This is a genomic window from Christiangramia sp. OXR-203 (assembly GCF_034372165.1).
GTDB lineage: Bacteria > Bacteroidota > Bacteroidia > Flavobacteriales > Flavobacteriaceae > Christiangramia.
In genome coordinates this window covers 813,539-838,063 of the sequence record NZ_CP139698.1, presented here as the reverse complement: position 1 = coordinate 838,063, position 24,525 = coordinate 813,539, and the positions used below count along the sequence as shown (strand labels likewise).

Genomic DNA, 24,525 nt, shown 5'->3' with positions numbered 1-24,525 from the left:
CTTTTAGCTAGCTGTTTCTGTTTCCGCAGCTTCTACAAAAGCTTTGATTTTTAATTGTTCTTTTCCAGCTTCAGTATTTGCAGATACTGTTACAGTCTTAGTTACCTGTCCATTACCAGAACCGTTGAACTTTACAAGCATCTCTCCAGATTCGCCCGGTTGGATAGTTTCATTCTTAGGATAGGTTGGTACCGTACATCCACAAGAACTTGAAGCATTGGTGATCACTAAAGGAGCTTTTCCTGTGTTCGTGAATTTAAATACGTGCTCAACGTTTGTTCCCTTAGCAATATTTCCGAAATCAAATTCAGTTTCTTCGAAAGAGATTTCAGGATAAACAGTCGCCTGCGCATCACGTTCAGCTGAAGCTTCTACGTTCTCTGCTTTTACTTTATCTGAGGCGTTGTCTTGACATCCGGTTAACAGCATAGCCCCTGCAGCTGCAAACATCAAAATTGTTCTTTTCATGACGAAGTTATTTTGTTTAATTTCTAATAGGTAAAAATACTAAAAAATCTTTACTACATCAGGCCCCTGCCCATTTTATTTAGCTTGCCTTCTGCCTGGTATTCCTTAGAAAGTTTATCCAGCACACCATTAATAAAAATGCTACTTTTTGGAGTACTATATTCCTTTGCGATCTCCAGGTATTCATTGATAGTAACCTTTACAGGGATACTACTAAATTTTAAAAACTCACAGATCGCCATCTTTATAAGAACCATATCTACTTCGGCAATCCTGTCTTTATCCCAGTTCGGAGTTTTCCCCAGCATCTCTTCGGAAAGATCCTCATCATTAAGATAGGTCTTCTGAAATAATTTTAAGGCGAATTCTCTATCCTCATCGTTTTTGAACAAACGAGCGATCTGCTTTTCTCTACCGGTAGATTCTTTTAACTTCTGAAGAAATTTAAGAGCGGCGGTATTTACCAACGGAAGATCATCTACCCAGGTTAACTTTTTATCCTCAAGATAATCGTATAATTTCTCGTTAGGAGCTATAATCTCCTTGAAGATCTGGATAATAAGCTCTTTATCATCTTTAAAACTACCTTCACGAGTATTCATATATTCTGAATAAAGCTCGCTGTTTCTAATCTCATTCCAGATGATCGCCACATATTCATCATCCTGTTTCCAGTGATTAATTTTGTGGTCTTCTAATGCCTTCTGAATACTTTCGTTTTCATTCAGGATCTGGAAGATCTGGTTATCGATAAATTTTCTATTGGGATCTTTTTCCTCGTTTGTAGCAAGGTGTTTTTGCTGAGATTTCTCCAGGTACACTTCAGCATGTTCTCTTATCTCGGTGATCAAACTCAACTGAAGCAGAAAAAGGTCATACATTTCCTGCATACTCTTCAGCAGGAATTTCTCTTCAGTGGCAAGGTTGTCATTCTGGCTTTGGTTAAATGCATACAGTGACTGCATTACTTTAACCCTGATATGTCTTCTTGTCAACATAATTGTAAAAGAACTTTTTAGGAATTAGAAAGGGCGAAAGCTTTTCGCTTTCGCCCTGCAAAAATATTAATAAATTAGAACTGACTAATTTAAATTCTGTTTTTTTCTGTCGGCAATACGTTGCTTCGCTATTTGTAAAGCTGCGAAGTGCGTAGTAATATCGTCTTTAGAAGCTTTTTCAAGAATTCTCAAAGTTGTATTATAGATATTCTCCGTCTTGCGCATGATCTCCTGCTTGTCATAATTCTCCAATTCAGCATACACATTAATAATTCCACCTGCGTTGATAAGGAAATCTGGTGCGTAAACAATACCTCTGTTTTGTAGGATCTGCCCGTGAGCTACCTCATCTGCAAGTTGATTGTTCGCAGCCCCTGCAATTATATCAACTTTCAGTCTGTCTATGGTATCATCATTAATCGTCGCTCCAAGTGCACAAGGTGCATAGATATCTACATCAGCAGCATAAATATCTCTATCTGTAAATACATGTGCTCCGTATTTCTTACTTACTTCTGCAAGCCTGTCCTCGTTGATATCTGTGATATAAACTTCAGCCCCATCACCGGTTAGATATTCTACCAGAGTTTCTCCAACATGACCAATTCCCTGAACCAGTACTTTTTTACCTTCAAGATCATCTGTTCCATACTTGAACTTAGCTGAAGCTTTGATCCCCATGAATACACCATAGGCAGTAATTGGAGAAGGATTCCCTGCTCCACCCTGAGATTCTGAGATACCTGTCACATAAGGGGTCACTTCACGTACAGTATCCATATCTGAAGTTTCCATACCTACATCTTCTGCAGTGATATACTTACCACCCAAAGAATGTACAAATTCTCCAAAACGCTTCATGAGCGCAGGAGTTTTATCTGTTTTAGCATCACCTATGATAACAGCTTTCCCACCACCAAGATTTAGACCGGTGATCGCACTCTTAAAGGTCATACCACGAGAAAGACGCAATACATCGTTTACAGCCTCCCATTCACTGGTGTAATTCCACATTCTGGTTCCTCCCAGAGCTGGTCCTAAAACCGTATTATGGATACCAATTATTGCCTTTAAACCTGTATCTTTGTCGTTGCAAAAAACGATTTGTTCGTGTTCGTCAAAAGACACCTGTCCAAAAACCGGAGCAGCTTTTTTTAGTTCATTTGCATTTAGAACGTCAACTTGCATAATTTGTTGATTTTTAAATTATTCAGATTTTGAATTTGGTCAAAAATCCGCCGCAAAAATAATAATTATTTAAAAAGCACGGATTCTAAACGTGTTAAATTACAGAATCCTCAACTTTATAGAATTTCACTGAATGAAGAACCTTCAGCATCTCAATAAATATTTCTACAAATACAAATGGAAACTACTTATTGGATTGGTTATTACGATTGCCGCCAGAATTTTTGGGATCTACTATATTCCTTTAATTGGTGAAAGTACGGTTATTATTGAAGAATATATCAATGGCGAAGTGACCGATGTCTCTGTGCTCAAAGATGAACTTCTTTACAATATCCTGCTTATAATAGGAACTACACTTATATCTGCCTTCCTTACTTTCCTGATGAGGCAAACTTTTATCGTGGTTTCGAGGCATATGGAATATGATCTTAAGAACGAAGTTTATCGTCATTACCAGGATCTCTCTTTAAACTTCTACAAGAAGAACAGAACCGGAGATCTTATGAACAGGATTAGCGAAGATGTCTCTAAAGTGAGGCTATATTTAGGTCCGGCTATCATGTATAGTGTAACGACATTCACCTCTACGGTCGTGGTTTTGATCTTTATGATCCAGGCCGCTCCTTTACTTACTTTATACACGGTAATCCCACTACCGGTCCTGGCCTTCTCTATTTATAAGTTAAGCGTCGCGATCCATAAAAGAAGTACGGTTGTACAGCAATATCTTTCAAAACTTAATACGTTCACCCAGGAAAGTTTTAGCGGGATCGCTGTTATTAAATCTTATGGGCTGGAACCTCAAACCAACAACAACTTTACAGAGCTCTCTAACGGTAGCAGAGATAAGAATATTGACCTGGTAAAGGTACAGGCATTTTTCTTCCCGCTTATGATCCTTTTAATCGGGATTAGTAATATTATCGTGATCTATATTGGAGGTAGGCAGATCATTTCCGGAGAGATCGAGAATATCGACGTGCTCGTAGAATTCATACTTTATGTAAATATGCTAACCTGGCCGGTTGCAGCTATTGGATGGGTAACCTCCCTGGTTCAGCAGGCGGAAGCATCCCAGGAACGGATCAATGAATTTCTTAGTGAGAAACCTGAAATTACCAATCCCAAGGCCGAACAGGATACGATCAATGGTAGTATTGAATTTAAGAATGTGAGCTTTACTTACGATGATACTAATATTACTGCTCTTAAGAATGTAAGTTTTAAAGTTGAAAAAGGGGAAACACTGGCAGTGATTGGAAAGACTGGTTCTGGTAAATCGACCATTCTGGAATTGATTGGTCGTCTTTACGATATTGATCAGGGTGAGTTGTTAGTTGATGGTCGCAAAATAGATACTGTGAACCTGGAAAGTCTTCGGGAAAATATTGGTTACGTCCCACAGGATGCTTTCCTATTTAGTGACAGTATTAGAAATAATATCAAATTCGGAAAAACAGACGCTTCCGAGGAAGAAATTATTACAGCGGCAAAAAATGCATCAGTACATAAAAATATTCAGGCTTTCAGCAAAGGTTACGACACTGTTCTAGGTGAACGAGGAATTACCCTTTCTGGCGGACAAAAGCAACGGGTGTCTATTGCGAGGGCAATTATACATGATCCCGAAATTCTCTTATTTGATGATTGTTTATCTGCAGTTGATACTGAAACCGAAGAAGAAATTCTGAATAATCTCTTCGAAATAACGAAGGAGAAAACTACGATCATCGTGAGTCATAGAATTTCTTCAGCTAAAAATGCTGACAGGATCATTATCCTTGAAGACGGACTGGTAGTACAGGAAGGCAGTCATGAGCAACTGATTACTACTGAAGGATACTACAAAGAACTCTACGCTAAACAACTAAATGAAAAAGAAATGTGAAAATTTTTTGCTAGATGTTAAAAATTTTTAGATTTTTGAGCTCGTTAATAACAACCATTAAAGAATCTATTTTATGAGCGACAAGGGAATGATGGAGAAAGAGGAAATATTCTCTAAAGTTTTAAGAGCAGGTAGAAGAACTTATTTTTTCGATGTAAGAAGTACCCGTGCAGATGATTATTATCTTACGATTACAGAGAGTAAGAAGTTCACGAACGACGATGGTTCTTTCTACTACAAAAAACACAAGATCTACCTATACAAAGAAGATTTTGATGGATTTAGAGAGATCCTTGAGGAAATGACGAACTTTATCGTTAATGAAAAAGGTGAGGAAGTGATCAGCGAACGTCACCAGAAAGATTTCAAAAAGGAATATGATGAGCAGCCAGTTGAGCAAACAGCATCTCCGGCAGCAGAGAAATTTACAGATGTAAGTTTTGATGATATCTAGATAAAACGTCTATACACTATACAAACCGTCCCTATCAGGACGGTTTTTTTTATATTAGGGCTTTTCAAAAATAAACCAATGCGCAAACTATTACTTTTTTCTCTTTTTCTAGTATTCCAGATAAGCCTCGCTCAGGAGGATGATCTGTCTATGAGCTACTATTTACCTGCTGATATTTCATATAACCAATCTATTCCTACGCCTGAGGAGAATATCGGTTTTATTCCCGGCGAATGGCATGTAAGCCACGACCGCCTGGTTTCATATATGCATACCCTGGCAGCGGCCTCTCCCCGAATGAAAATTGAAAACCGTGGAACTACTTATGAAGGTAGGCCTTTGATACTGCTTACTGTTTCATCAGAAGAAAATATTGCTAATCTTGAAGAAATCAGAAAAAAACATATTGGTTTAGTCTCTGAAAATTCTTCGGAAGACCTGTCGAACATGCCCGTTGTGATCAACCAGGGATTCTCCATCCATGGGAATGAAGCCAGTGGATCCAATGCTGCCCTCCTTTACGCTTATTATCTTGCCGCAGCTGAAGGTCCCGGAATTGAAGAAACATTAAAGAACACAGTAATTCTGTTGGATCCCGCCTTCAACCCAGATGGGCTTCAACGATTTGCTTACTGGGCAAATACGAATAAGAGCAAAAACATCAATCCAGATCCACAGGACAGGGAATACAGCGAGATCTGGCCGGGCGGCAGAACCAATCATTACTGGTTCGATATGAATCGTGACTGGCTACCTGTGCAATTACCGGAGTCCCAGGCAAGAATCAAAACATTTCATGACTGGTATCCTAATGTTCTAACAGATCATCATGAGATGGGATCAAATTCATCCTTCTTCTTTCAGCCTGGAATTCCTTCACGTACACACCCACTTACTCCGCAGCTAAACCAGGATCTGACTAAAGAAATTGGAACTTATCATGCTCAGGCATTCGATGAAATTGGATCTCTGTATTATACCGAAGAAAATTACGACGATTTCTACTACGGAAAAGGCTCTACCTTCCCAGATATTAATGGAAGTATAGGAATTCTTTTCGAACAGGGAAGTTCTCGGGGCCACGCGCAGGAAACTGATAATGGCATTCTTACATTTCCATTTACGATCCGCAATCAATTCACAGCGGCACTTTCAACCTTAAAAGCTGCTGAAAACATGCGTGAAAGATTGCTAAACTATCAACGTGATTTCTTCAAAGAGTCTCGAAATAGTGCCTCTAACGGTGCCTATGCTTTTGGTAGCGAACATGATCCAATTAAGGCTTATGAACTTGCAAAAATATTGAAACGCCACCAGATCGAAGTTCACAAAGTGGATGAAGATTTTACGGAAGCGGGCCTGACATTCAAAAAAGGTAATTCTTATGTAGTACCTAAGAATCAAAGGCAACACCGACTATTAAAAGCCATGTTCGAACGTAGAACTGAGTTTCAGGATAGCCTGTTTTACGATATATCTGCATGGACATTCCCTTTAGCGTTCAATCTTGATTTTTCTGAAGATATTGCGATGAAAAATGCCGGAGAGAAGATCCAGGAACTGGAAATACCTGCACCAGAGCAACCTGAGAAAAGTTCTTATGCCTATTTACTGGACTGGCACAATTACCTGGCTCCAAAAGCTCTGAATATGATCCTGGAGAAAGGGCTTCGAGCAAAAGTTTCCATGGAAGCATTTACCTTCGAAGGAGATGAGTTTGCTGCCGGAACGATCATGATCCCAGTTCAGAATCAAAAACTAGAACAGGATGAGCTATTTAATTTTATTAGTGAAGTTTCTGAAACAAGTCATATTGCCATTAAAGGAATTCCAACTGGAATGACTGGTGGAATTAATCTTGGAAGCAACCAGTTTCGAGCAATCGAACCTCAAAAGGTTGCTATTCTGGTGGGTGGATCCATATCTTCCTATGATGCCGGGGAGATCTGGCATTTATTCGACCAACGTTACGACATGAAAATTACCAAACTTGATCTCAAGGACCTCTCCGGAAGTGACTTGAGCAGATATACCGATATCATCGTACCAAGTACCTGGGGCGGTGGATTGAACGATGGAATTGCGACTCAGCTGAAGGATTGGACTAAAAACGGAGGAACCATCATAGGGTTTAGAAGTGCAGTAAACTGGCTAAAAAGTAATGATTTTATAGACTTTGAGACTAAAAAAACCGAAAATACCGCAAAGGACGTCAGTTTTGGAGAACGTGGTGACTTTCGTGGTGCACAGGTAATTGGAGGAGCGATTTTTGAAGCAGATCTGGACAGAACTCATCCAATCGCTTTTGGATACAATAGAGATAAAATCGCGATTTTCAGAAACACGACTATTTTTATGGAAGCAGATAAGCAGAGCTACAAAAATCCTATTCGCTATACTGAAAAACCTTTACTGAGTGGATATATAAGCAAACCAAACCTGGATTCTCTTGCCGGAACAGTTCCGTTTAAACATGACAGACTGGGCCGCGGGGAAGTAATGCTATTTACAGACAACACAAACTTTAGAGCATTCTGGTACGGTACTAATAAATTACTGATGAACGCTATCTTCTTCGGAACAGAAATGTAACCGATAGTTTGGGTAAATTTTAGCAATCTTATATAGTCGGTTACATAACTTTGTACCGGTTTGTTAAGGAAAATAGGTCCGGTAGTTTCAAACTTACCGGACCTATTATTTTAATCCAGTATTCATGCTTCTAAATTCCAATTATTGAAATTCTCCGGATTTAAATCATGGTTAAGGAACGAGAGGTTTTTAAGTTACCTCAACCGGCTCTCCTTTTTTGCCAGTTGCATCGCATTGCTCGTAGCTCTTTACGATCTGGGATTCAAACAGGAAGATTCCCAGGAAGCCCAGTTAAACAGTTTTTATTATGTAGTCTTATTGATAGGGATCGCTGCGATCCTGTGTCGGTATTTTGTTCTCAAGGTCAAGGTTCCTGCAAAAATACGGATCCTCGATGCCATCCTTGGGACTCTTATTCTCCTGTTAAGTATCGTGAAGACTGATGTTCTTATGGAGAATTTTCCTGGTTTGCAATTCCTCAATAAGATGGCTTACATGTATTTCGCATCGCTCGTTTACTTTATACGCGAGCTTGCCACCATCAATTTCAGGTTTAATAAAGCATACTTAAATCCAGCTCAGCTATTTATAAGCAGTTTCCTGGGAATTATATTAGTCGGCACTGGTTTACTGATGCTACCTAAAGCCACACATGAGGGAATCGGACTTCTGGATGCACTTTTCACTTCTACCAGCGCAGTTTGCGTAACCGGTCTTATCGTTGTAGATACCGGTTCTTATTTCACCACTTTCGGGCAGTCCATCCTTCTACTTTTAATGCAGTTGGGCGGACTCGGGATCATGACCTTTGCCAGTTATTTTAGCTATTTTTTTCGGGGACAGACCAGTTTCGAGAATCAGCTTTTACTTAAAGATGCTACCAATTCAGAACGTATTGGTGAAGTTTTCGGCGTACTTAAAAAAATTCTTTCCATCACTTTTGTTACTGAACTGCTGGGAGCGATATTTATATATTTCAGTTTAAGCGAAAATGAATTGAGCCATATTAGTGATCGTATATTCTTCTCAGTATTTCATGCGATAAGCGGCTTTTGCAATGCAGGATTCTCTACCCTTGAAAGCAGTCTTTATGAACCAATTTTCAGATTTAATTATCCGCTACATCTGGTAATTGCAGTATTATTCATTCTTGGAGGTATCGGTTTTCCTATTGTTCTGAATATTTATAAATATCTGAAATATACTTTTTCAAATCTACTGCTCAAGCTCAATAATAAAAGGCCTTTACCTTACTCACCATGGGTGATCAATCTCAATACACGAATCGTCATTGTAACCACAATAATTCTCTTAAGTCTAGGAACTTTAGGTTTCTATATTCTGGAATACAACAACACTTTGGCAGAGCATAACTGGTTTGGAAAGATCGTCACTGCATTCTTTGGAGCTGCTACGCCGCGTACAGCCGGTTTTAATACCGTAGACATGCAGGCATTAAATGTAAGTACGCTTATGCTTATTTTTATGCTCATGTGGATTGGAGCCTCTCCTGCATCTACTGGTGGTGGGATTAAGACGAGTACCATTGCCATTGCCGCATTAAATTTTGTAAGTCTTGGAAAAGGCAAGGATCGTATCGAGGTATATAAAAGAGAAGTATCAAGTAATTCCATTCGCCGGGCATTTGCCATTATATCGCTCTCCCTGATGGTGATTAGCATCGCTATATTCCTGATGACGATCTTCGAAAAAGATATCGCGATCATAGATATTGCTTTTGAAGCATTTTCGGCTTATAGTACCGTGGGACTTTCCACAGGAATTACTTCCAGCCTTTCATCCTCGTCTAAAATCATCCTTATCTTTACGATGTTTATTGGAAGAGTTAGCATGCTCACCCTTTTAATTGCTATGCTTCGGAAGGCTAAACATCTTAATTACAGAGTCCCTACAGATGAAATTTTAATAAACTAAAACATGAAATATATCGTAATTGGTCTTGGAAACTTTGGATCGTCCATTGCAGAACAGCTTACAGAAATGGGCAACGAAGTTATTGGTGTGGATATTAGTATGAGCAAGGTTGAGAGCATGAAGGAGAAAATAACTCATGCTATTAGTCTAGATGCGACAGATATGGAAGCAGTAAAGAACTTACCGCTGAAGGATTGCGACGTGGTGATCGTTGGGATTGGAGAAGATAAAGGTGCAAATATCATGGCCGCGGCGCTTATGAAGCAAATGAAGGTGAGAAGAATCATTAGCCGCGCAATAGATCCACTACAGCGAACGGTGTTGCAAACGATGGGTATTACAGAAATTATTCACCCTGAAGAAGAAACTGCTCACCGCTGGGCACAAAGATTAAATCTTGAAGGCGTGGTGGATAGTTTTGAGCTGGACAGTAATTTTAGCATTGTTGAAACTAAAATACCTGAAGAGTATCATGACAAAACCGTAAAGGAACTGGACATCAAAGGAGAATTCAATATTCTTATACTTACGACCATGAATGTTTCTGAAGGTAAAAATGAACTTGGAGCTACAACTGAAAGAAATACCGTACAGGGAATTGTACATGCAGATACCAAATTATATAAAGACGATATCATGGTGCTGTATGGCCACAATAAAGACATCCGCAAGTTACTGGATCAGCATAAAAAGTTTAAAGAAGCCCAGAGTTAAGCGATCCTGAGTCCGTTTGGTACTTTTTGATCTGGTGAGAGCAATACAACATCAGTTTCATCACCTACCACTCCCATCACCAGGCATTCGCTTTTAAAGCCGGCAATTCTTTTAACCGGAAAATTTACAACCGCGATGACCTGTCTCCCTGGAAGTTCTTCCTTGGTATATCTTCTGGTGATCTGTGCAGATGTTCGCTTCGTACCAATTTCTTCTCCAAAATCTATCAGCATCTTGTAGGCTGGCTTTTTAGCCTTCGGAAGTTCCTCAACTTCCAGAATTGTTCCTACACGCATATCAACTTTCTCGAAATCCTCCCAGCTAATTTCACTCATCATATTCAGAATTTAAAGATGGAAAAATAGAGAATATTGAGCATTAATAATTAATTTTAAAGAAAAAGATGTCACTTACATCCTCAAAAATGCTTCCGCTTGGAAGCGATGCCCCAGACTTTAAACTGATGGATACCAGAACCGGACATCTGCTGGATCTTAAGAATATCAAAGGCGAAAAAGGAACGCTTATCATGTTTCTTTCTAATCACTGTCCTTTTGTAAAGCATGTAAACGGTGAAATTGTGAGACTCGCTAATGAATACAGGCAACTGGGCTTTGGCTTCGCGGGTATAAGTAGTAATGATCCCGAAAGTTACCCAGAAGACCATCCAGACCTGATGACAGAAGTTGCATCGAAAAATCAATATTCATTTCCTTATTTATTCGATGGCACTCAGGAGATCGCCAGAAAATACCAGGCAGCCTGCACTCCAGATTTTTTCCTTTTTGATGCAGAACTTAAATTGATATATCGTGGACAGTTGGATGACAGCAGACCAAATAATGGACTACATTCCAATGGAAGAGACATCAGGGAAGCGATGGATGCGGTGCTGAATAATCGTAAGGTCAATAAAGATCAAAAGCCATCGATTGGTTGTAATATCAAATGGAAAACTTAATTTAACTTGATCTTTTCATCTGACTCCCTGCAATTTTTTAAATTTGAATAACCTACTATTTCAGTAGGATTTAACAATATAAAACAGACTGATTATGAGTGATTTAAAATTAGGCGATATAGCACCAGACTTTACTGCAGATACATCTGAAGGTAAAATTAGTTTTCATGAATTTCTAGGCGATAGCTGGGGAATCCTATTCTCTCACCCTGCAGATTATACCCCAGTTTGCACAACTGAATTGGGAGCTGCCGCGAATTACGCCGAAGAATTTAAGAAAAGAGATGTCAAAGTACTGGCACTTAGTGTTGACGGAGTAAAGTCTCACAAAGACTGGATCAAGGACATTAATGAAACTCAGAATACCACGGTGAACTTTCCGATCATTGCAGATGAGGACAAAAAGGTCTCAGATCTATACGGTATGATCCATCCCAAAGCTGATAGTACCCTTACCGTACGCTCTGTATTCGTGATCGCGCCAGATAAGTCGATTAAAATGACGCTTACATACCCCGCGAGTACAGGTAGAAATTTTGAAGAATTACTTAGAGTAATTGACTCTTTACAACTTACTGCTTATAATAAAGTAGCAACGCCAGCGAACTGGAAACATGGAGATGACGTAGTAATTAGTCCATCGGTAAGCAATGAGGAAGCAGATAAAATGTTCCCAAAAGGCTACAAAACGGTAAAACCTTACCTGAGAACAACTGCTCAACCGGAACTAAAAAAGTAATATTCCGATTTATAAAAAAGAAAAGGCTGGTTAATCCCAGCCTTTTCTTTTTTTAAGTTCTATGATATGCTCCAGGTGATGTTTCCCATGCCAGGCATAATTCGCCAGGCTTTGTTTTAAACTATAACGAAAGCCAGATTCCGGATGTATAAAAGTTCTCTCGAAATCCTCTGTGCTCATATTTTCCAGCAGGATGATCCATTTCGCATGCAAAGCTTTAAGGAACCCTAGGGATAGCGTTACCGGTGTGAATTTTGAATCTGCCAGTTCTGCAAAACCTTTCTCATTGAATGCCTTGATGGTTGGTTCATCTTCAGTAAGCGCCCATTTAAAGCGCATAAATGCACTCATATGGCTATCGGCAATGTGATGCACTAATTGCCGGATGTTCCAGCCTTCAGGACGATAGACCATTTGTAATTGATCCTGATCAAGATGTTCGACTTCCTCGATCAATGCTTGTGGTAATCTCGCCACTTCATCAATATAATTTCTTATGTTTTCTACGGAAACCTGTTCCGGAATTTGAAATTCCCCGATAGGAAATTTCAAATTTTCTATCTCTTCTTCTGTACTCATATCTAAAAATAGAAAACGCCCCGAAGAATCAGGGCGTTTTTAAGAAATATATAAGTCTATATTATTTTACATCCATCAATTCCACATCGAAAATAAGTACAGCGTTTGGTGGAATTACACCACCTGCACCACGCTCTCCGTAAGCAAGGTCTGATGGTATTACCATTCTCGCTTTATCTCCAACCTGTAGCAATTGTATACCTTCATCCCATCCCGGGATCACATGGCCTACACCTACTGGAAATTCCAAAGGCTGATTTCTTTTATAAGAAGAATCGAAAACAGTACCATCTGCTAACTGACCTTTATAATGTACCGATACGTTCTTACCTTTTTCAGCCTGCACACCATCACCCTTCTGAATGATCTGGTATCGCAAACCACTTTCTGTAGATTTAAAACCTGCAGCAAGCTTATCTAATTCAGCAGCAGCTTTTTTCTTTGCTTCAGCTTCTTTTTCCTGCTTTTGAGCATTGAAAGAATTAAATGCCTCAGCAGCGTCGAATCCTTCAGCTTCTGCACCAACTCTTACAATCTCCAACTTTTCGATCGTATCGTTCTGCTGAATCTCATTCACTACATCCTGTCCTTCAACCACACTTCCGAAGACTGTATGCTTACCGTCTAACCAAGGCGTTTCCACGTGGGTGATAAAAAACTGACTCCCATTAGTACCCGGTCCGGCATTTGCCATAGATAATTTCCCTGGCGCATCGTGTCTAAGATCTGCATGGATCTCATCATCGAAATTGTAACCAGGTCCACCAGCTCCGGTTCCCTGAGGATCTCCTCCCTGAATCATAAAATCTGGAATCACTCTGTGGAATTTAAGTCCGTCGTAATAAGGAACTCCCTTATCTTTCGGGTCATTTTCTATCTTCCCTTCTGCAAGACCTACAAAGTTCCCTACAGTTCCAGGTGTTTTTTGAAATTCCAGTTCAGCGAGGATTTCTCCTTTAGAAGTATGGAATTTTGCGTATAATCCGTCGTTCATTGTTTTAAATTTTAATAAGCTACAAAGATAATTGCTTTAGTTCTTATAGACCTGCTCCCCTGCTACAAAAGTTGAGATCACTTTCGTATCTGGAACTTTATCGATCTCTACTTTCATAAGATCACGATCCAGAATCACGAAATCTGCAAATTTACCTGCTTCTATACTTCCTTTTTCGTCTTCTTCAAAATTTGAATAAGCCGCCCAGATGGTCATACCGCGTAAGGTCTCTTCCCTACTTAGCGCTTCTTCCCTCATAAATCCTCCTTCAGGAAAGTTTTTGGTATCCTGCCTGTCTACAGCAGCGTAGAAAGTAAGAAATGGATTAACCTGTTCTACAGGAAAATCTGTTCCAAGAGCTACCATTCCCGCCTGGTTTAAAAGTTTTTTATATGCATAGGCACCTTTGATCCTTTCTTCCCCAAGTCTTTCTTCAGCCCAGTACATATCGCTGGTTGCATGAGTGGGTTGGATAGATGGAAGGATATTTTTACTGAAATATTTAAAATCATCTGCATCGATCACCTGCGAATGCTCCACTCTCCATCTTCTGTCTTCAGAATCACTTAAAAGTGAATCATAGGTTTTAAGAACCATATAATTAGCAGAATCACCAATGGCATGCGTATTCATCTGAAAACCTGTTTTCGCAATACGTTCAGCTGTGGCTTTAAATTCTGAAACCGGTGAAAGCAATGCACCGTAATGACCATCACGATCTGCATACGGTTCTTTCAAAGCTGCTCCACGAGAACCAAGTGCTCCATCTCCGTAGAATTTTACTGAACGCACGTTAAGTAGATCAGTTTTATAAGGTCCCCTTTCCAGATAATAATCAAGATTCTTATCGCTGTTACTCAGCATCGCGTACAAACGAATTTTCAATTCCCCGGTTTTATTAAGACTATCAATAAGCTCAATTACCTGCTTGTCCAGTCCTGCATCATCCACTGTAGTTAATCCATAAGAAAATGAGATTTCCTGAGCATCCAGTAATGCTTTCTTCTGGGTTTCAATATCTGCGCGTTCGGTGATCTCTTCAACAAGCATCATTGGATTATCGACAAGGATCCCAGTTAGTTTCCCGTTTTTCTGCTCGATATCGCCACCATCAAATTCTGTATTCGTAGTGATTCCAGCTTTATCAAGTGCCGCCTGATTTACCAGCATCGCATGACCATCTATCCTGGTGATTGCAATTGGTGTATCAGGAAATAATTGGTCAAGGGTGTCTTTTACAGGAAATTCCTTTACTTCCCAGTCATTTTGATCCCATCCACGACCTACGATAAATTCTGTTTTATTTTCTTTCTGAAATTCCTCAATTCTGGCAACAACCTCAGTAAAGCTTTTAGTTTCGGTAAGATCCACACGCTGCTGCTGCATCCCAAGACCGTAGAAATGTGCATGAGCATCGATAAGGCCTGGATATACTGCCTTTCCTTTAGCATCTAATTCTTCAGAAAAATCGAATTCTTCTCTTAAGGCTGCTTCAGTTCCAAATTTAAGGAACTTACCATCTTTGACGGCAAAAGCTTCCGTAGTATTAAATTCAGCATCGACGGTATAAACTACGCCATTGAACACTAATAGATCTGCCTTCTGTTTTTGTGCTACGCTGGAAAACGTAAGAAAAATGGCAAAAACCAGTAATAATCTTCTCATATTTTAAATTTTCAACTAAAATAATCAAAGAAGCATAAGCCTGAAGTGTAATTCACGGAAAATTAAGGAAATGCAAGTAGCAGCACGCAACCAAATATATAAATCTGTATCTTCCTACTACTATGATAAAATTAAGCACATTTAGCTGGTCACTTGTTTTTCTTTGCGCAGGTTTCTGCTGTCCTGAAGAAGATGATTATATCGAACCCGCCACCTACACTTTAGAAATTCCGGGCCTTATTGAAATTAAAGATTCAAGGACGAGCTATGCATTGAACGATACGATATGGATCAAAACTGAAGTTCCCGTGAATCTGGAACATAATGGTGAGCTCCTTGATATTTCTGAAGTAGCTGGAAATTCAGACAGGCTATATGCATATCTGGATCTATACCAGCAAACAGGATTTGAGAATCCTACGCTACTGAGCCTTAGCCAAAATGAAGTAATAATTCGTGAAGGGGAAGTTTCTACCAGTAGTGCGCTTATTGCTACCGCTTTTTTAAACGGACAGAACTTTCAAAGTGAATTTGGTATTGTTCTAAAACAGCCTGGGGAGTTTTTTATTAGCAGTTACTATCAGCAACCTCTCAACCTTTATGTAGATACCAATAACGGAGTAATAGTTTATCTACTCACCACTTTCAAAAATTCAGATGAACCCGATTTGTTTAGATTTACAGTAGAATAAAAAAAGGAACCTTTTTAGGTTCCTTTTGCTTGTATTTAGATTAATTTCTAATTAAAATCGAACTTATAGGTCACTCCTCCCAGAACTTGAATACCCTGAACGTTGTAGTCCATCCATTTCTGGTAATTATTGTGCAGCAGGTTACTTCCTTTTACAAAAGCAGATAATTGATCATTAAATCTATAACCAACATGAGCGTTGGCATCAAAATAACTATCTAGAGTAACTATTGGATCTGCAAATGTTAGGCTTAGAGACCTGTTTTCGTCTTTACGCTCCCCTACAAAAAACAGATTCGCTCCAGAATACCATTTTTCAGTGATTTGATAATCTGCATTCAGACTAGCCGTCATATTTGGCAAATTCCATGCTTCTGCCTGATCATCTGTGTTATAATTTAAAAATTCAGCATTGATCCCCAGTCTGAAGTTTCTGTTTATATCCACATTTAATTCCGCAGCAAAAGCGAGAGTTTTTACATCATCATACACCACATCAAAACTGTTTCCATTAGTATATGGTTCCCCATCAAGTACCATCGCATCGTAATTTCTTCGGAACAATGGTTTGTCAAACTGAGATTGATAACTAGCTTTTAGATTGTAAGAGATCGTGTTGGATAACTTTCCTTTTCCACCTACATAACCTTTATACTTACTATCGGTTGGCCTGATCGTAAGCGTTGGTGAAATATATGGATTCGCCTGATAGAAATTATAATACGTATTCTGTTCAAGATCACCATCCAGACCAGCATAGGCCGTAAAGTAATCTCCGGCAAGTTTATAACTCGCATTCACGGTAGGATAGATATAAATGTCCCCATCGCTGTTCTCCACATCTGAACCATACACGAAATTCACACCCAGATTAATACTAAGATCATCTCTCAGTATCAATAAACTTGGGTTTGCATTGAAGATCATATAAGTATAATCATACCCTTCATTAGAGTCATAACGTTGCTCGAACTTCCCATTTAGAATATCTGCTCCAGCTTTGGTGGTGATCAACTCTTCAGCGATCTCCACTTCAAAAAGACCATCTACATTAAAATGATTTTCGGCAGTGGAAAATGCATCTCCGGAATGTCTGAATTTGGCCTTCGCCTTTTCGAAGAAGCTATCATATAGTTCGATCTCACTTCCAACATATACCGAATAGTAGTTTTGCTGAGGATCCAGATTAGCCAGAAATTGAGAAGTATCAGGATTTGCCGGTACATTGTATTCCGGAAGTCCGTACCAGTTGAACAATTGATGCTCAGCTCCAAACTCGGCAATCCAGGAAAGATCACGATTCCTCGTATTATAATTTAAGTTTAACTCGGTATCGTAGAATTTATCATCCAGGTAAACATCATCGATACCACCCTGAGATGAATTATGAGTTAGGAAAACACCAAAGTTCTTACTACGATCAATTTCGATATTAGAGTAGAACTCCGCCAGAACATTGGAGTAGTTTCCAAATCCAAGAGTTGCATAATTATCGTAGACCTTTGGAGGTCTAACGCGCTCCACGGTGGCCGCCCGACCTTTTACCGGAGTAAATGTTGATGCTACCGGAACAGAAAATATAGAATATCGTACGGGCTTTTTTTGCAAGGTCACCGAGTCATTTCTAACCGGACTGGCCTTTATTTTACTTGCATCGCGAACAGATGGTGTATAAGGTTTAACTACGGTTACCGTTTCGCTACCTAAAGGGTCCTGGGCATATAATATCCCACCAAAAAGGATTAGACCGAAAAACAGTTTTTTCTTAATTGCTTGAAATCGCATATAGCAGTGAATCTAATAGATTATTTTTAGTTGTTGGTTTCTACTGAAGAATTCGTTTTTGCTTCCTGAGCTTTGATCTTACTTAGTTCAGCTTTTGCTTCAGAAACAATATCCGGGTACTTCTGAAAGTTCTTGATCACATTTTCCAGAATGTAAGTTGCCTGGTAAGCATCTCCTAGCGCGTAGAAGTTTTTAGCCATTAATACGAGGCCTTTTGCTCCCCACATTTTGTATCCTGAAAAGTCTTTTGCCAGGATCTGTACAGCAGCATTCGAAGCTTCAAAGTTCTTATCCCTGTTCTTGAAATAAGCATCATAATACAATGCTTCCGCACCAAGTTCTCCTGTGGCAGTTTTCTGAACCTCTTTGTAAGCAGATCTTGCTTTTGATTCATCACCCGATTTAATAGCTGCTCTCGCAACCATAATTCTCGCATCGTTTCTAGCTTCAGTATCTGCTGTAGCATTACTTAAAACTTTTTCAGCATAAACATTGGCTTTTGCAAAGTTTCCAGTCTCATAATAAGACTTCATCAGGTTTTGCTGAGCAAACACTACATTTTTGTTATTATCTGCCTGTGTTTCAAGTTTTTCCAGCAGAGGAAGTGCCTGTGCATAATCCTTCTTCTCCAGGTAAATTTCAGATAAACGAGTAAGTGCCTGTTCGCTGAATTCGTTTTTAGGTTTGGAAGTCACATATCGATAATTAGCAATCGATCTGTCCACTTTTCCATCACGATAATATAGCTGAGCGAGGTAGAAATTAGCATTAATCGAGTGAATCCCGTTCGGGAAATTCTGAACATACTTTTCAAAATTCGCCATTGCCTTCGCAGTATTGTTGTTCAGATATTGATTTTCTGCTGCCTCATAAGTAGCATTATCAAGATCTGAATCACTTACTTCCACAAAGTCAATATTTCTAACCCAATCTGCATACTCATCAGTTCTACCTAAATCTACATATACATTTCTTGCGGTAGATACTGCTTGCTTAGCTTCCGGTGTATTAGGAAATTCAGCAACCACTTTTCTCAGTCTCTCCAAAGCTCTATTCCCATCATTATTGTTGTAATAAATAAGCCCCTGTCTTAGCATCGCTTTTGGAACCAGTGCACTTTCCGGCACATCACGAATAAGTCTATTATAGGATTGTATCGCCTGGTCTGTATTATTTGCAGCTACATACGTATTTCCTAACTCATACATCGCATCATCACGATATGGTGAGCGCGGGTAACGATTAATGAACCCATTCAATTCTTCCAGTTTGGTATCATTTCTATTCACGAAACCGTAGCTTATGGATTTCTGAAAAGCAGCATAGTCTGCATTGCTCACTCCGTTATCAATAGCTTTTTGATAAGCTTCCATCGCTGGCCAGTACTGGCTGGTTACATAATAGGTATCCCCAAGTCTTAAAAGTGCATCGTTCTTCTTAGCTCCTTCCGCAGAAGCTGAAGAGGCAAATGATTTAAAGTAGTTCACCGCCTGGGTATAATCGTTCTTCTTGAAATATGCGTACCCAATGTTATAGTCCAGATCTTCGTATTCCGGAGTATTTCGTGCTGCACTCATTCCTTTAAATTCACGATATCCAAGAATGGCGTCATCCATTCTATTAATATTATACTCACTTTCAGCTTTCCAGTAAGTAGCTTTCGCAGTGATATCCTGGTTTCTAGGTTCTTTTAAAGCCTTATCAAAATTCTTGATCGCTTCGTAATACTCAGCTTCTTCGAAAAGTTCCAGTCCGTAGAAATAAGCAACTTTCTGATAAGCCTGCTTGTCGCTGAAGTTTCTGTTATTTTCCAGCAATCTCATCGCTTCTTCGTAATTTTTTGAAGTAATAAAGGAATCAATAAGCAGTGATTCCATTTCAGACTTGTGTTCTGATGCTGGATAGGCGTTCAGGTAATTGATTAGAACCTGCGACGGACTCTCATAAGAATTCCCGATCTCGTAACTAAGTTTAGCGTAGTTGGAAAGAGCATCTTCTTTGATCTTCGCATCAAACTCCATTTCAGAAGCATTTTTGAAAGCGTTTAAAGCCTGTTGCTTCTGGTCACTCTCAAGGTATGATTGCGCAAGGTGGTAGTAAGCGTTCTGTGCGATCGCATTTTTACCATCAACGATCTTATTAAATTCACTGATCGCCGCTTCATAATCACCCTGTTTGTAATAAGCGTAACCAAGCTGGTAATAATCTGTGTTATTCCATTTACCTTGAAGGCCATTATAACCTTTTAAGTAAGGAATTGCTTCCTGGTAGTTCCCTAGATTAAAATAGCTTTCTCCTATTATTTTATTCAACTGCGGAATCTCCTGTCGGTTAGCTTTCGGCAACTGCTGAAGTCCTTGTTCAATTGCTTTTTCGAAGTTTCCAAGTTTGAAGTTCATATCTGCCTGGAAATAAGATAGATCTTCAGTGTACCGATCGTTCCCTTTTACTTCTTCGAAATATTCGTTCGCTTCCTCATAGTCATCCCCTTCATAGGCGATATAACCAAGGTAATATTTAGCCTGAGCTCCATATTCTTTGGAATCACGAACGCGGTTCAGGTAAGTTTGAGCCTCCTCGAATTGATTGGAGCGAAAGTATGTATACCCATTATTGAAGTAATATCTCTCCCTGTCTTTTTTGCTCATGGCATTTTCATCCACTCGGTCGTACCACTTTCTCGAAAGTGCATATTTACCGGTTTGGAAATAATAATCGGCTACATCAAGGTAAGCCGAATTCGTTTTTGTGCTGGTAGGATACCTGGTCACGAAATTTTCCATAAGCCTGTCGGCTCCCGGTTGATTAAGTCTCACGGCAGCATTAGCGATATAATACGCAGCATCTCCCTTGATCTTTTCATCATCGGTCTCGTCCATCACCTCATCAAATAGATTCTGAGCGGCGAGATATTGCTCATTATTATACAATTCCAGAGCCCGATTGAAGTCAACCAGGTCATGCGTATAGGCAGCAGATTGCTGACAAATACCGGAAAATGAGAAGGATATGAAAACGACTAGCAGGTAAGCTTTTTTCAGTGTCATTTATGATGTTTTAGATTGGAAATCAAAGATAATTTAAAGCTTGATTCTATAACGTTGTTTAACTTCTATAATTATGTTAATGGTAAAAAAAGTATGTTGCTGCACCTTGAAAAATGTATATTTGAGCATAATTTTACCCGAATATTCAACGTTAGCAACCCATGTCTCAAACTGTACTTGAACTAAAAAACGCCGCGATCTATCAACGCGAAAGTCTTATTTTATCTGAAGTGGATGTCACCGTCTACAAAGGTGATTTCGTTTACCTGATAGGAAAAACAGGTACTGGTAAAAGTAGCTTTATGAAGACATTGTACGGAGACCTGCCTTTAACTGAAGGTGAAGGAAGCATTGTAGATTATAATCTTCGAACATTAAAGGAGAAGGATATTCCGTTTTTGAGACGTAAACTGGGAGTTGTCTTTCAGGATTTTAAATTGCTGACAGATCGTAATATAAAAGACAATCTGCTTTTTGTACTGAAGGCTACTGGCTGGAAAGACAAAAAAGCAATGGATAGTAAGATCGATGAAGTACTGGACAAAGTGGGTATGAAAACTAAGGGATTTAAATATCCTTACCAGCTATCTGGCGGAGAACAGCAGCGTGTAGCCATTGCCCGCGCATTGTTGAACGATCCTGAACTGATCCTTGCAGATGAGCCTACCGGAAACCTGGATCCACAAACTTCTGTAGAAGTAATGGAAGTTTTACAGGAAATTAGCAAGAATGGTAATACCATCCTTATGGCTACTCACGATTACGCCTTATTGCTGAAGTATCCTTCCAAAACCCTGAAATGCGATGGCCAGAGAGTCTTCGAAGTAGTTCAGAAATCGGTTTAATGAAATTAGGAATATATACTTGCTGTACTTGCAGTGATTTTGATAGCGGCAAACTTCTGGCTCGCTTACCCCGATAGTTTTGATATTGTTTATTACCTGCTTACCATATCGAATCTGTTTATTCTAATTACATCCAATATTAGCATCAGGAAGCGGAAAAAACAGGGCTGATGGAACCAGATTTTAGAATTGCAATTTCACCAATACCCCTTGTTCACCCTAAGCTTTACTAATATAGCCATATATAACCCTTAAGCATAAAACCTTCATTATCAATAGATTAAACTTTGTTTAAAGTTTAGTTAGCAACGTTAGACGATATTGTTTTTGACTCTATATTTATCTCATAATCAAAAACTTAAATATTATGAGAATTTTATCTTCCTTCGGAATTGCCCTACTAATGATTCTTTTCATTTCCTGCCAACAGGATCCAGTTTCAGATGAACTGAACACCGCAGATGCAAGTGCAAAAGCTTCTGTTGCTGCTCAGAAAAGTGACGAAAGCATTGCCGCTATCGTAGTACAGTTTGCTTCAGCTGAAGAGGACGCACAGTTCACCCTGCTTTTAGCTGCCTTGAATTACGCTGGAATCACTTCCCTTTTCGCAGAATCTGATCAATATACAGTCTTCGCTCCTACCGATGCTGCTTTTGAGAGGTTTCTGGGAGATAATAGTTTAACAGACTTTACACCAGAACAGGTCGCTGCAATTCTTTCTTATCATGTTACTGAAGGGAGACGTTTCAGCAATATTGTGGTGCCAAAGAATAAACCAAGAGAAATTGAGACTTTGCTAGGTCCTTCAATCTATGTCAACAGCTCTGCTGGAATTGATACTAACGATAGTGATATGGATACAGACGCTTCAATTCTTGTAGGTGCTGGCTTATTCGATATTCCAGCTAGCAATGGAGTGATTCACGTGATCGATGAAGTACTGGTTCCCGAATTATAAAGCTCATAAAATCTACCATATTTTAAAAGTCACCTTAGGGTGGCTTTTTTATTTTTACATTTCAGATCAACTCCAAATTTAAGATATAGAGCATAAATTCAACTGACTCAGAATTAGACATCGTCCATAAGAATTTCAGAGATTATAATTTTCAGGAAAGAGCTGAGTAAAAACTTCATTTTTATTAACTTGTATCCTCTCAAATAAATTCATGGATATTTTAGGAATAGATATTGGCGGTTCCAGTTTAAAAGGAGCCATTGTAGACATGCAAACCGGATCTTTGAAAACTGCTGTTCACAAAATTCCGACTCCAAAGGACCGCAAACCGGAAGGTATTGTAAATGCCGTTTCTCAAATGGTTTCTTATTTCAAACATAAAGGACCTGTAGGCTGTGGTTTTCCTACCATAGTCAAAAAAGGTATTTGTCAACACGAAGGAAATCTACACCCCGACTGGGTAGAAAAAGATGTGGATCGTTTATTTGAGAGTGCTACAGGACTTGAATTTAGTGTGATCAACGACGCGGATGCCGCCGGACTGGCTGAAATCAATTTTGGTGCAGGAAAAGATCTTGATGGATTTGTTTTAATGATTACCATAGGAACAGGCCTGGGCAGTGGTGCATACCTGCGAGGCGAACTCATTCCAAATTTTGAACTGGGGCAGATCCCTTATAAAGAATTCGAGAAAATTGAGCAGTGGGCGGCTTCTTCCATTAAGACCGAAGAAGGACTTAGCTACCAGGAATGGGGTGAAAGATTTAATACCTTTCTGGAATACGTCGAAAAGATCCTTAATCCAGACACGATTATTATTGGTGGCGGAATTTCAAATGACTGGGATAAGTTCAAAGATCACCTAAAGATCGCAGTCCCTCTGATCCCCGCTGAACTTCGAAATGATTCCGGTATTCTGGGTGCAGCACTCGCAGCATATCTGAAATACGCGAGGTAAATCTCTTTCGGCAATATTTCGAAATCTTGCTAATTTCAAAAACTTCAGGAGAAAAAGAAGATTTTTATTTAATTCCGAAGAAAGATTACTCCGTTGCCTTTGCGTGCTGACTCTTCTTTAAATTCATTTGAACTACAGCAAGTAAAATCAAACCAATTCCCAGCCATTGTACTAGATCAACCTGCTCATTCAGTAAAAAATATGCCATTAAAACAGCAGCAGGCAATTCGATAGAAGAAATTATAGCTCCAAGGCCAACATCAATTTTCGGCATTCCTGCGGTATATAATAATGGAGGCAGGATAGTTCCAAACAAGGCTAATACTAATCCCCAGTTCAGGAAGATACTGGTATTGAACTCAACAATCAGGTACGGCAGCGTAATGATACTTACTACGATAAAACCACCTAGCATCATCCATAAACTTCGTTTCAGGGAATGCATTTCCAAAGAAACTGTGTTAGAGCAATAGATCGTTCCTGTGTAGGACATCGCAGCCAGAACTCCCCAGCCTATTCCTCTCCAGTCTATCTCGAATGAATCCTTGAAAACATTTGTAGCTAGTAGCGTCCCTGCAAGAATCGCTACAACTGCAAGAATCTTTTTAGTACCTGGCCTTTTCCGTTTCATGATGGCTTCCAGTACAACACCCATCCACACACTTTGCATCAACATCACGATCCCGATAGAAACCGGTATATATTTTACCGCGAGATAATAGAAAAAACTGGTTAGGCCTAATGTTGTCCCTGCCGCGATCAATTTCAATTTACTGCGTTTCCTGGATGTTCCGGTTTCAGCATTAGCCTTCTTGCGTACAAAAAGATTTATAAGTAAAAGCCCCAGTAGACCAAGTGCCATTTGTGAAAATGTAACTTCATGAGAAGTATAACCATCTTCATAGGCTAATTTTACGAAAGTGGTAAGCATCCCATAGCTACAGGCTCCAAGCGCTACCAGAATTGATCCTTTTAGTACAGATTTATCCATGTGTTTTTTAAACAATAAAGTTTAGTGCATTCCATAGTTCGCAGAAAACTCCCGCAGACAGCTCATTTTAAA

21 protein-coding genes are annotated in these 24,525 nt (G+C 39.3%); 11 read left to right on the top strand and 10 right to left on the bottom strand.

What is annotated here, in order from left to right:
- Nucleotides 1-3 precede the first annotated feature (3 nt).
- The 3 genes from T8I65_RS03845 to T8I65_RS03835 all read right to left on the bottom strand — a co-directional run bounded on the left by T8I65_RS03845 (nucleotide 4) and on the right by T8I65_RS03835 (nucleotide 2,654).
- Entirely contained in the window at nucleotides 4-468 is a 465-nt protein-coding gene (locus T8I65_RS03845; RefSeq protein WP_322302117.1) for a DUF1573 domain-containing protein, read from the bottom strand.
- 53 nt (nucleotides 469-521) lie between these two features.
- Entirely contained in the window at nucleotides 522-1,466 is a 945-nt protein-coding gene (gene nusB / locus T8I65_RS03840) for a transcription antitermination factor NusB (protein ID WP_322302116.1), read from the bottom strand.
- A gap of 84 nt (nucleotides 1,467-1,550) precedes the next feature.
- Nucleotides 1,551-2,654, bottom strand: a complete 1,104-nt coding sequence (locus tag T8I65_RS03835) for a Glu/Leu/Phe/Val dehydrogenase (RefSeq protein ID WP_322302115.1) — start codon at nucleotides 2,652-2,654, stop codon at nucleotides 1,551-1,553.
- Between the two features lie 133 nt (nucleotides 2,655-2,787).
- Between T8I65_RS03835 and T8I65_RS03830 the strand changes: the two genes are divergently transcribed.
- The 5 genes from T8I65_RS03830 (at nucleotide 2,788) to T8I65_RS03810 (ending at nucleotide 10,240) form a co-directional block, all read left to right on the top strand.
- The gene (locus T8I65_RS03830; RefSeq protein WP_322302114.1) at nucleotides 2,788-4,545 is read left to right on the top strand and encodes an ABC transporter ATP-binding protein; all 1,758 of its coding nucleotides are present in this window, start codon (nucleotides 2,788-2,790) and stop codon (nucleotides 4,543-4,545) included.
- Nucleotides 4,546-4,618: 73 nt separating this feature from the next.
- On the top strand, nucleotides 4,619-4,999 hold the full coding sequence (locus T8I65_RS03825; protein WP_141877035.1) for a PUR family DNA/RNA-binding protein: 381 nt from the start codon (nucleotides 4,619-4,621) through the stop codon (nucleotides 4,997-4,999).
- A 78-nt stretch (nucleotides 5,000-5,077) separates the two neighbouring features.
- Nucleotides 5,078-7,591 (top strand): M14 family metallopeptidase, encoded by a 2,514-nt coding sequence (locus tag T8I65_RS03820; RefSeq protein WP_322302113.1) that lies wholly within the window; start codon nucleotides 5,078-5,080, stop codon nucleotides 7,589-7,591.
- A 144-nt stretch (nucleotides 7,592-7,735) separates the two neighbouring features.
- Entirely contained in the window at nucleotides 7,736-9,526 is a 1,791-nt protein-coding gene (locus T8I65_RS03815) for a TrkH family potassium uptake protein (protein ID WP_322302112.1), read from the top strand.
- 3 nt (nucleotides 9,527-9,529) lie between these two features.
- Complete coding sequence (locus T8I65_RS03810) at nucleotides 9,530-10,240, top strand: TrkA family potassium uptake protein (protein ID WP_322302111.1); 711 nt, start codon at nucleotides 9,530-9,532, stop codon at nucleotides 10,238-10,240.
- Here T8I65_RS03810 and T8I65_RS03805 read toward each other — a convergent pair.
- Complete coding sequence (locus T8I65_RS03805) at nucleotides 10,237-10,575, bottom strand: tRNA-binding protein (RefSeq protein ID WP_322302776.1); 339 nt, start codon at nucleotides 10,573-10,575, stop codon at nucleotides 10,237-10,239. The genes T8I65_RS03810 and T8I65_RS03805 overlap by 4 nt on opposite strands.
- 68 nt (nucleotides 10,576-10,643) lie before the next feature.
- On the opposite strand from T8I65_RS03805, the gene T8I65_RS03800 reads away from it, so the two are divergent.
- Both T8I65_RS03800 and T8I65_RS03795 read left to right on the top strand, forming a co-directional pair.
- Nucleotides 10,644-11,201 (top strand): thioredoxin family protein, encoded by a 558-nt coding sequence (locus T8I65_RS03800; RefSeq protein WP_322302110.1) that lies wholly within the window; start codon nucleotides 10,644-10,646, stop codon nucleotides 11,199-11,201.
- 94 nt (nucleotides 11,202-11,295) lie between these two features.
- Nucleotides 11,296-11,940, top strand: coding sequence for a peroxiredoxin (locus tag T8I65_RS03795; protein ID WP_322302109.1), 645 nt, complete (start codon nucleotides 11,296-11,298; stop codon nucleotides 11,938-11,940).
- Nucleotides 11,941-11,970: 30 nt separating this feature from the next.
- Here the strand turns inward: T8I65_RS03795 and T8I65_RS03790 are convergent, their stop codons facing one another.
- The 3 genes from T8I65_RS03790 to T8I65_RS03780 form a co-directional block, all read right to left on the bottom strand.
- Entirely contained in the window at nucleotides 11,971-12,519 is a 549-nt protein-coding gene (locus T8I65_RS03790) for a YfiT family bacillithiol transferase (RefSeq protein WP_322302108.1), read from the bottom strand.
- A 61-nt stretch (nucleotides 12,520-12,580) separates the two neighbouring features.
- A complete protein-coding gene (locus T8I65_RS03785) occupies nucleotides 12,581-13,513 on the bottom strand; it encodes a peptidylprolyl isomerase (RefSeq protein ID WP_322302107.1) in 933 nt (310 codons plus the stop codon).
- Between the two features lie 36 nt (nucleotides 13,514-13,549).
- Nucleotides 13,550-15,178 carry an amidohydrolase gene (locus T8I65_RS03780; RefSeq protein ID WP_322302106.1) on the bottom strand — a complete coding sequence of 543 codons (1,629 nt, stop codon included), beginning with the start codon at nucleotides 15,176-15,178 and terminating at the stop codon, nucleotides 13,550-13,552.
- A gap of 122 nt (nucleotides 15,179-15,300) precedes the next feature.
- Here T8I65_RS03780 and T8I65_RS03775 point away from each other — a divergent pair, with 122 nt between their 5' ends.
- Entirely contained in the window at nucleotides 15,301-15,870 is a 570-nt protein-coding gene (locus T8I65_RS03775) for a hypothetical protein (protein ID WP_322302105.1), read from the top strand.
- Nucleotides 15,871-15,917: 47 nt separating this feature from the next.
- Here the strand turns inward: T8I65_RS03775 and T8I65_RS03770 are convergent, their stop codons facing one another.
- The gene (locus tag T8I65_RS03770) at nucleotides 15,918-17,654 is read right to left on the bottom strand and encodes a TonB-dependent receptor (RefSeq protein WP_322302104.1); all 1,737 of its coding nucleotides are present in this window, start codon (nucleotides 17,652-17,654) and stop codon (nucleotides 15,918-15,920) included.
- Nucleotides 17,655-17,680: 26 nt separating this feature from the next.
- Nucleotides 17,681-20,701, bottom strand: a complete 3,021-nt coding sequence (locus T8I65_RS03765; protein WP_322302103.1) for a tetratricopeptide repeat protein — start codon at nucleotides 20,699-20,701, stop codon at nucleotides 17,681-17,683.
- Between the two features lie 161 nt (nucleotides 20,702-20,862).
- On the opposite strand from T8I65_RS03765, the gene T8I65_RS03760 reads away from it, so the two are divergent.
- The 3 genes from T8I65_RS03760 to ppgK all read left to right on the top strand — a co-directional run bounded on the left by T8I65_RS03760 (nucleotide 20,863) and on the right by ppgK (nucleotide 23,462).
- Entirely contained in the window at nucleotides 20,863-21,546 is a 684-nt protein-coding gene (locus T8I65_RS03760) for a cell division ATP-binding protein FtsE (protein WP_322302102.1), read from the top strand.
- Nucleotides 21,547-21,913: 367 nt separating this feature from the next.
- Nucleotides 21,914-22,504, top strand: coding sequence for a fasciclin domain-containing protein (locus T8I65_RS03755; protein ID WP_322302101.1), 591 nt, complete (start codon nucleotides 21,914-21,916; stop codon nucleotides 22,502-22,504).
- Between the two features lie 211 nt (nucleotides 22,505-22,715).
- Nucleotides 22,716-23,462 (top strand): polyphosphate--glucose phosphotransferase, encoded by a 747-nt coding sequence (gene ppgK, locus T8I65_RS03750; protein WP_322302100.1) that lies wholly within the window; start codon nucleotides 22,716-22,718, stop codon nucleotides 23,460-23,462.
- Between the two features lie 85 nt (nucleotides 23,463-23,547).
- On the opposite strand, the gene T8I65_RS03745 is transcribed toward ppgK, so the two are convergent.
- Complete coding sequence (locus tag T8I65_RS03745) at nucleotides 23,548-24,453, bottom strand: DMT family transporter (RefSeq protein ID WP_322302099.1); 906 nt, start codon at nucleotides 24,451-24,453, stop codon at nucleotides 23,548-23,550.
- Nucleotides 24,454-24,525 lie beyond the last annotated feature (72 nt).

Bases quoted from the DNA above. Each gene is read 5' to 3' on its own strand.
- T8I65_RS03845 (WP_322302117.1), bottom strand. From the start codon at position 468: ATGAAAAGAACAATTTTGATGTTTGCAGCTGCAGGGGCTATGCTGTTA.
- nusB (WP_322302116.1), bottom strand. From the start codon at position 1,466: ATGTTGACAAGAAGACATATCAGGGTTAAAGTAATGCAGTCACTGTAT.
- T8I65_RS03835 (WP_322302115.1), bottom strand. From the start codon at position 2,654: ATGCAAGTTGACGTTCTAAATGCAAATGAACTAAAAAAAGCTGCTCCG.
- T8I65_RS03830 (WP_322302114.1), top strand. From the start codon at position 2,788: ATGAAGAACCTTCAGCATCTCAATAAATATTTCTACAAATACAAATGG.
- T8I65_RS03825 (WP_141877035.1), top strand. From the start codon at position 4,619: ATGAGCGACAAGGGAATGATGGAGAAAGAGGAAATATTCTCTAAAGTT.
- T8I65_RS03820 (WP_322302113.1), top strand. From the start codon at position 5,078: ATGCGCAAACTATTACTTTTTTCTCTTTTTCTAGTATTCCAGATAAGC.
- T8I65_RS03810 (WP_322302111.1), top strand. From the start codon at position 9,530: ATGAAATATATCGTAATTGGTCTTGGAAACTTTGGATCGTCCATTGCA.
- T8I65_RS03805 (WP_322302776.1), bottom strand. From the start codon at position 10,575: ATGAGTGAAATTAGCTGGGAGGATTTCGAGAAAGTTGATATGCGTGTA.
- T8I65_RS03800 (WP_322302110.1), top strand. From the start codon at position 10,644: ATGTCACTTACATCCTCAAAAATGCTTCCGCTTGGAAGCGATGCCCCA.
- T8I65_RS03795 (WP_322302109.1), top strand. From the start codon at position 11,296: ATGAGTGATTTAAAATTAGGCGATATAGCACCAGACTTTACTGCAGAT.
- T8I65_RS03790 (WP_322302108.1), bottom strand. From the start codon at position 12,519: ATGAGTACAGAAGAAGAGATAGAAAATTTGAAATTTCCTATCGGGGAA.
- T8I65_RS03785 (WP_322302107.1), bottom strand. From the start codon at position 13,513: ATGAACGACGGATTATACGCAAAATTCCATACTTCTAAAGGAGAAATC.
- T8I65_RS03780 (WP_322302106.1), bottom strand. From the start codon at position 15,178: ATGAGAAGATTATTACTGGTTTTTGCCATTTTTCTTACGTTTTCCAGC.
- T8I65_RS03775 (WP_322302105.1), top strand. From the start codon at position 15,301: ATGATAAAATTAAGCACATTTAGCTGGTCACTTGTTTTTCTTTGCGCA.
- T8I65_RS03770 (WP_322302104.1), bottom strand. From the start codon at position 17,654: ATGCGATTTCAAGCAATTAAGAAAAAACTGTTTTTCGGTCTAATCCTT.
- T8I65_RS03765 (WP_322302103.1), bottom strand. From the start codon at position 20,701: ATGACACTGAAAAAAGCTTACCTGCTAGTCGTTTTCATATCCTTCTCA.
- T8I65_RS03760 (WP_322302102.1), top strand. From the start codon at position 20,863: ATGTCTCAAACTGTACTTGAACTAAAAAACGCCGCGATCTATCAACGC.
- T8I65_RS03755 (WP_322302101.1), top strand. From the start codon at position 21,914: ATGAGAATTTTATCTTCCTTCGGAATTGCCCTACTAATGATTCTTTTC.
- ppgK (WP_322302100.1), top strand. From the start codon at position 22,716: ATGGATATTTTAGGAATAGATATTGGCGGTTCCAGTTTAAAAGGAGCC.
- T8I65_RS03745 (WP_322302099.1), bottom strand. From the start codon at position 24,453: ATGGATAAATCTGTACTAAAAGGATCAATTCTGGTAGCGCTTGGAGCC.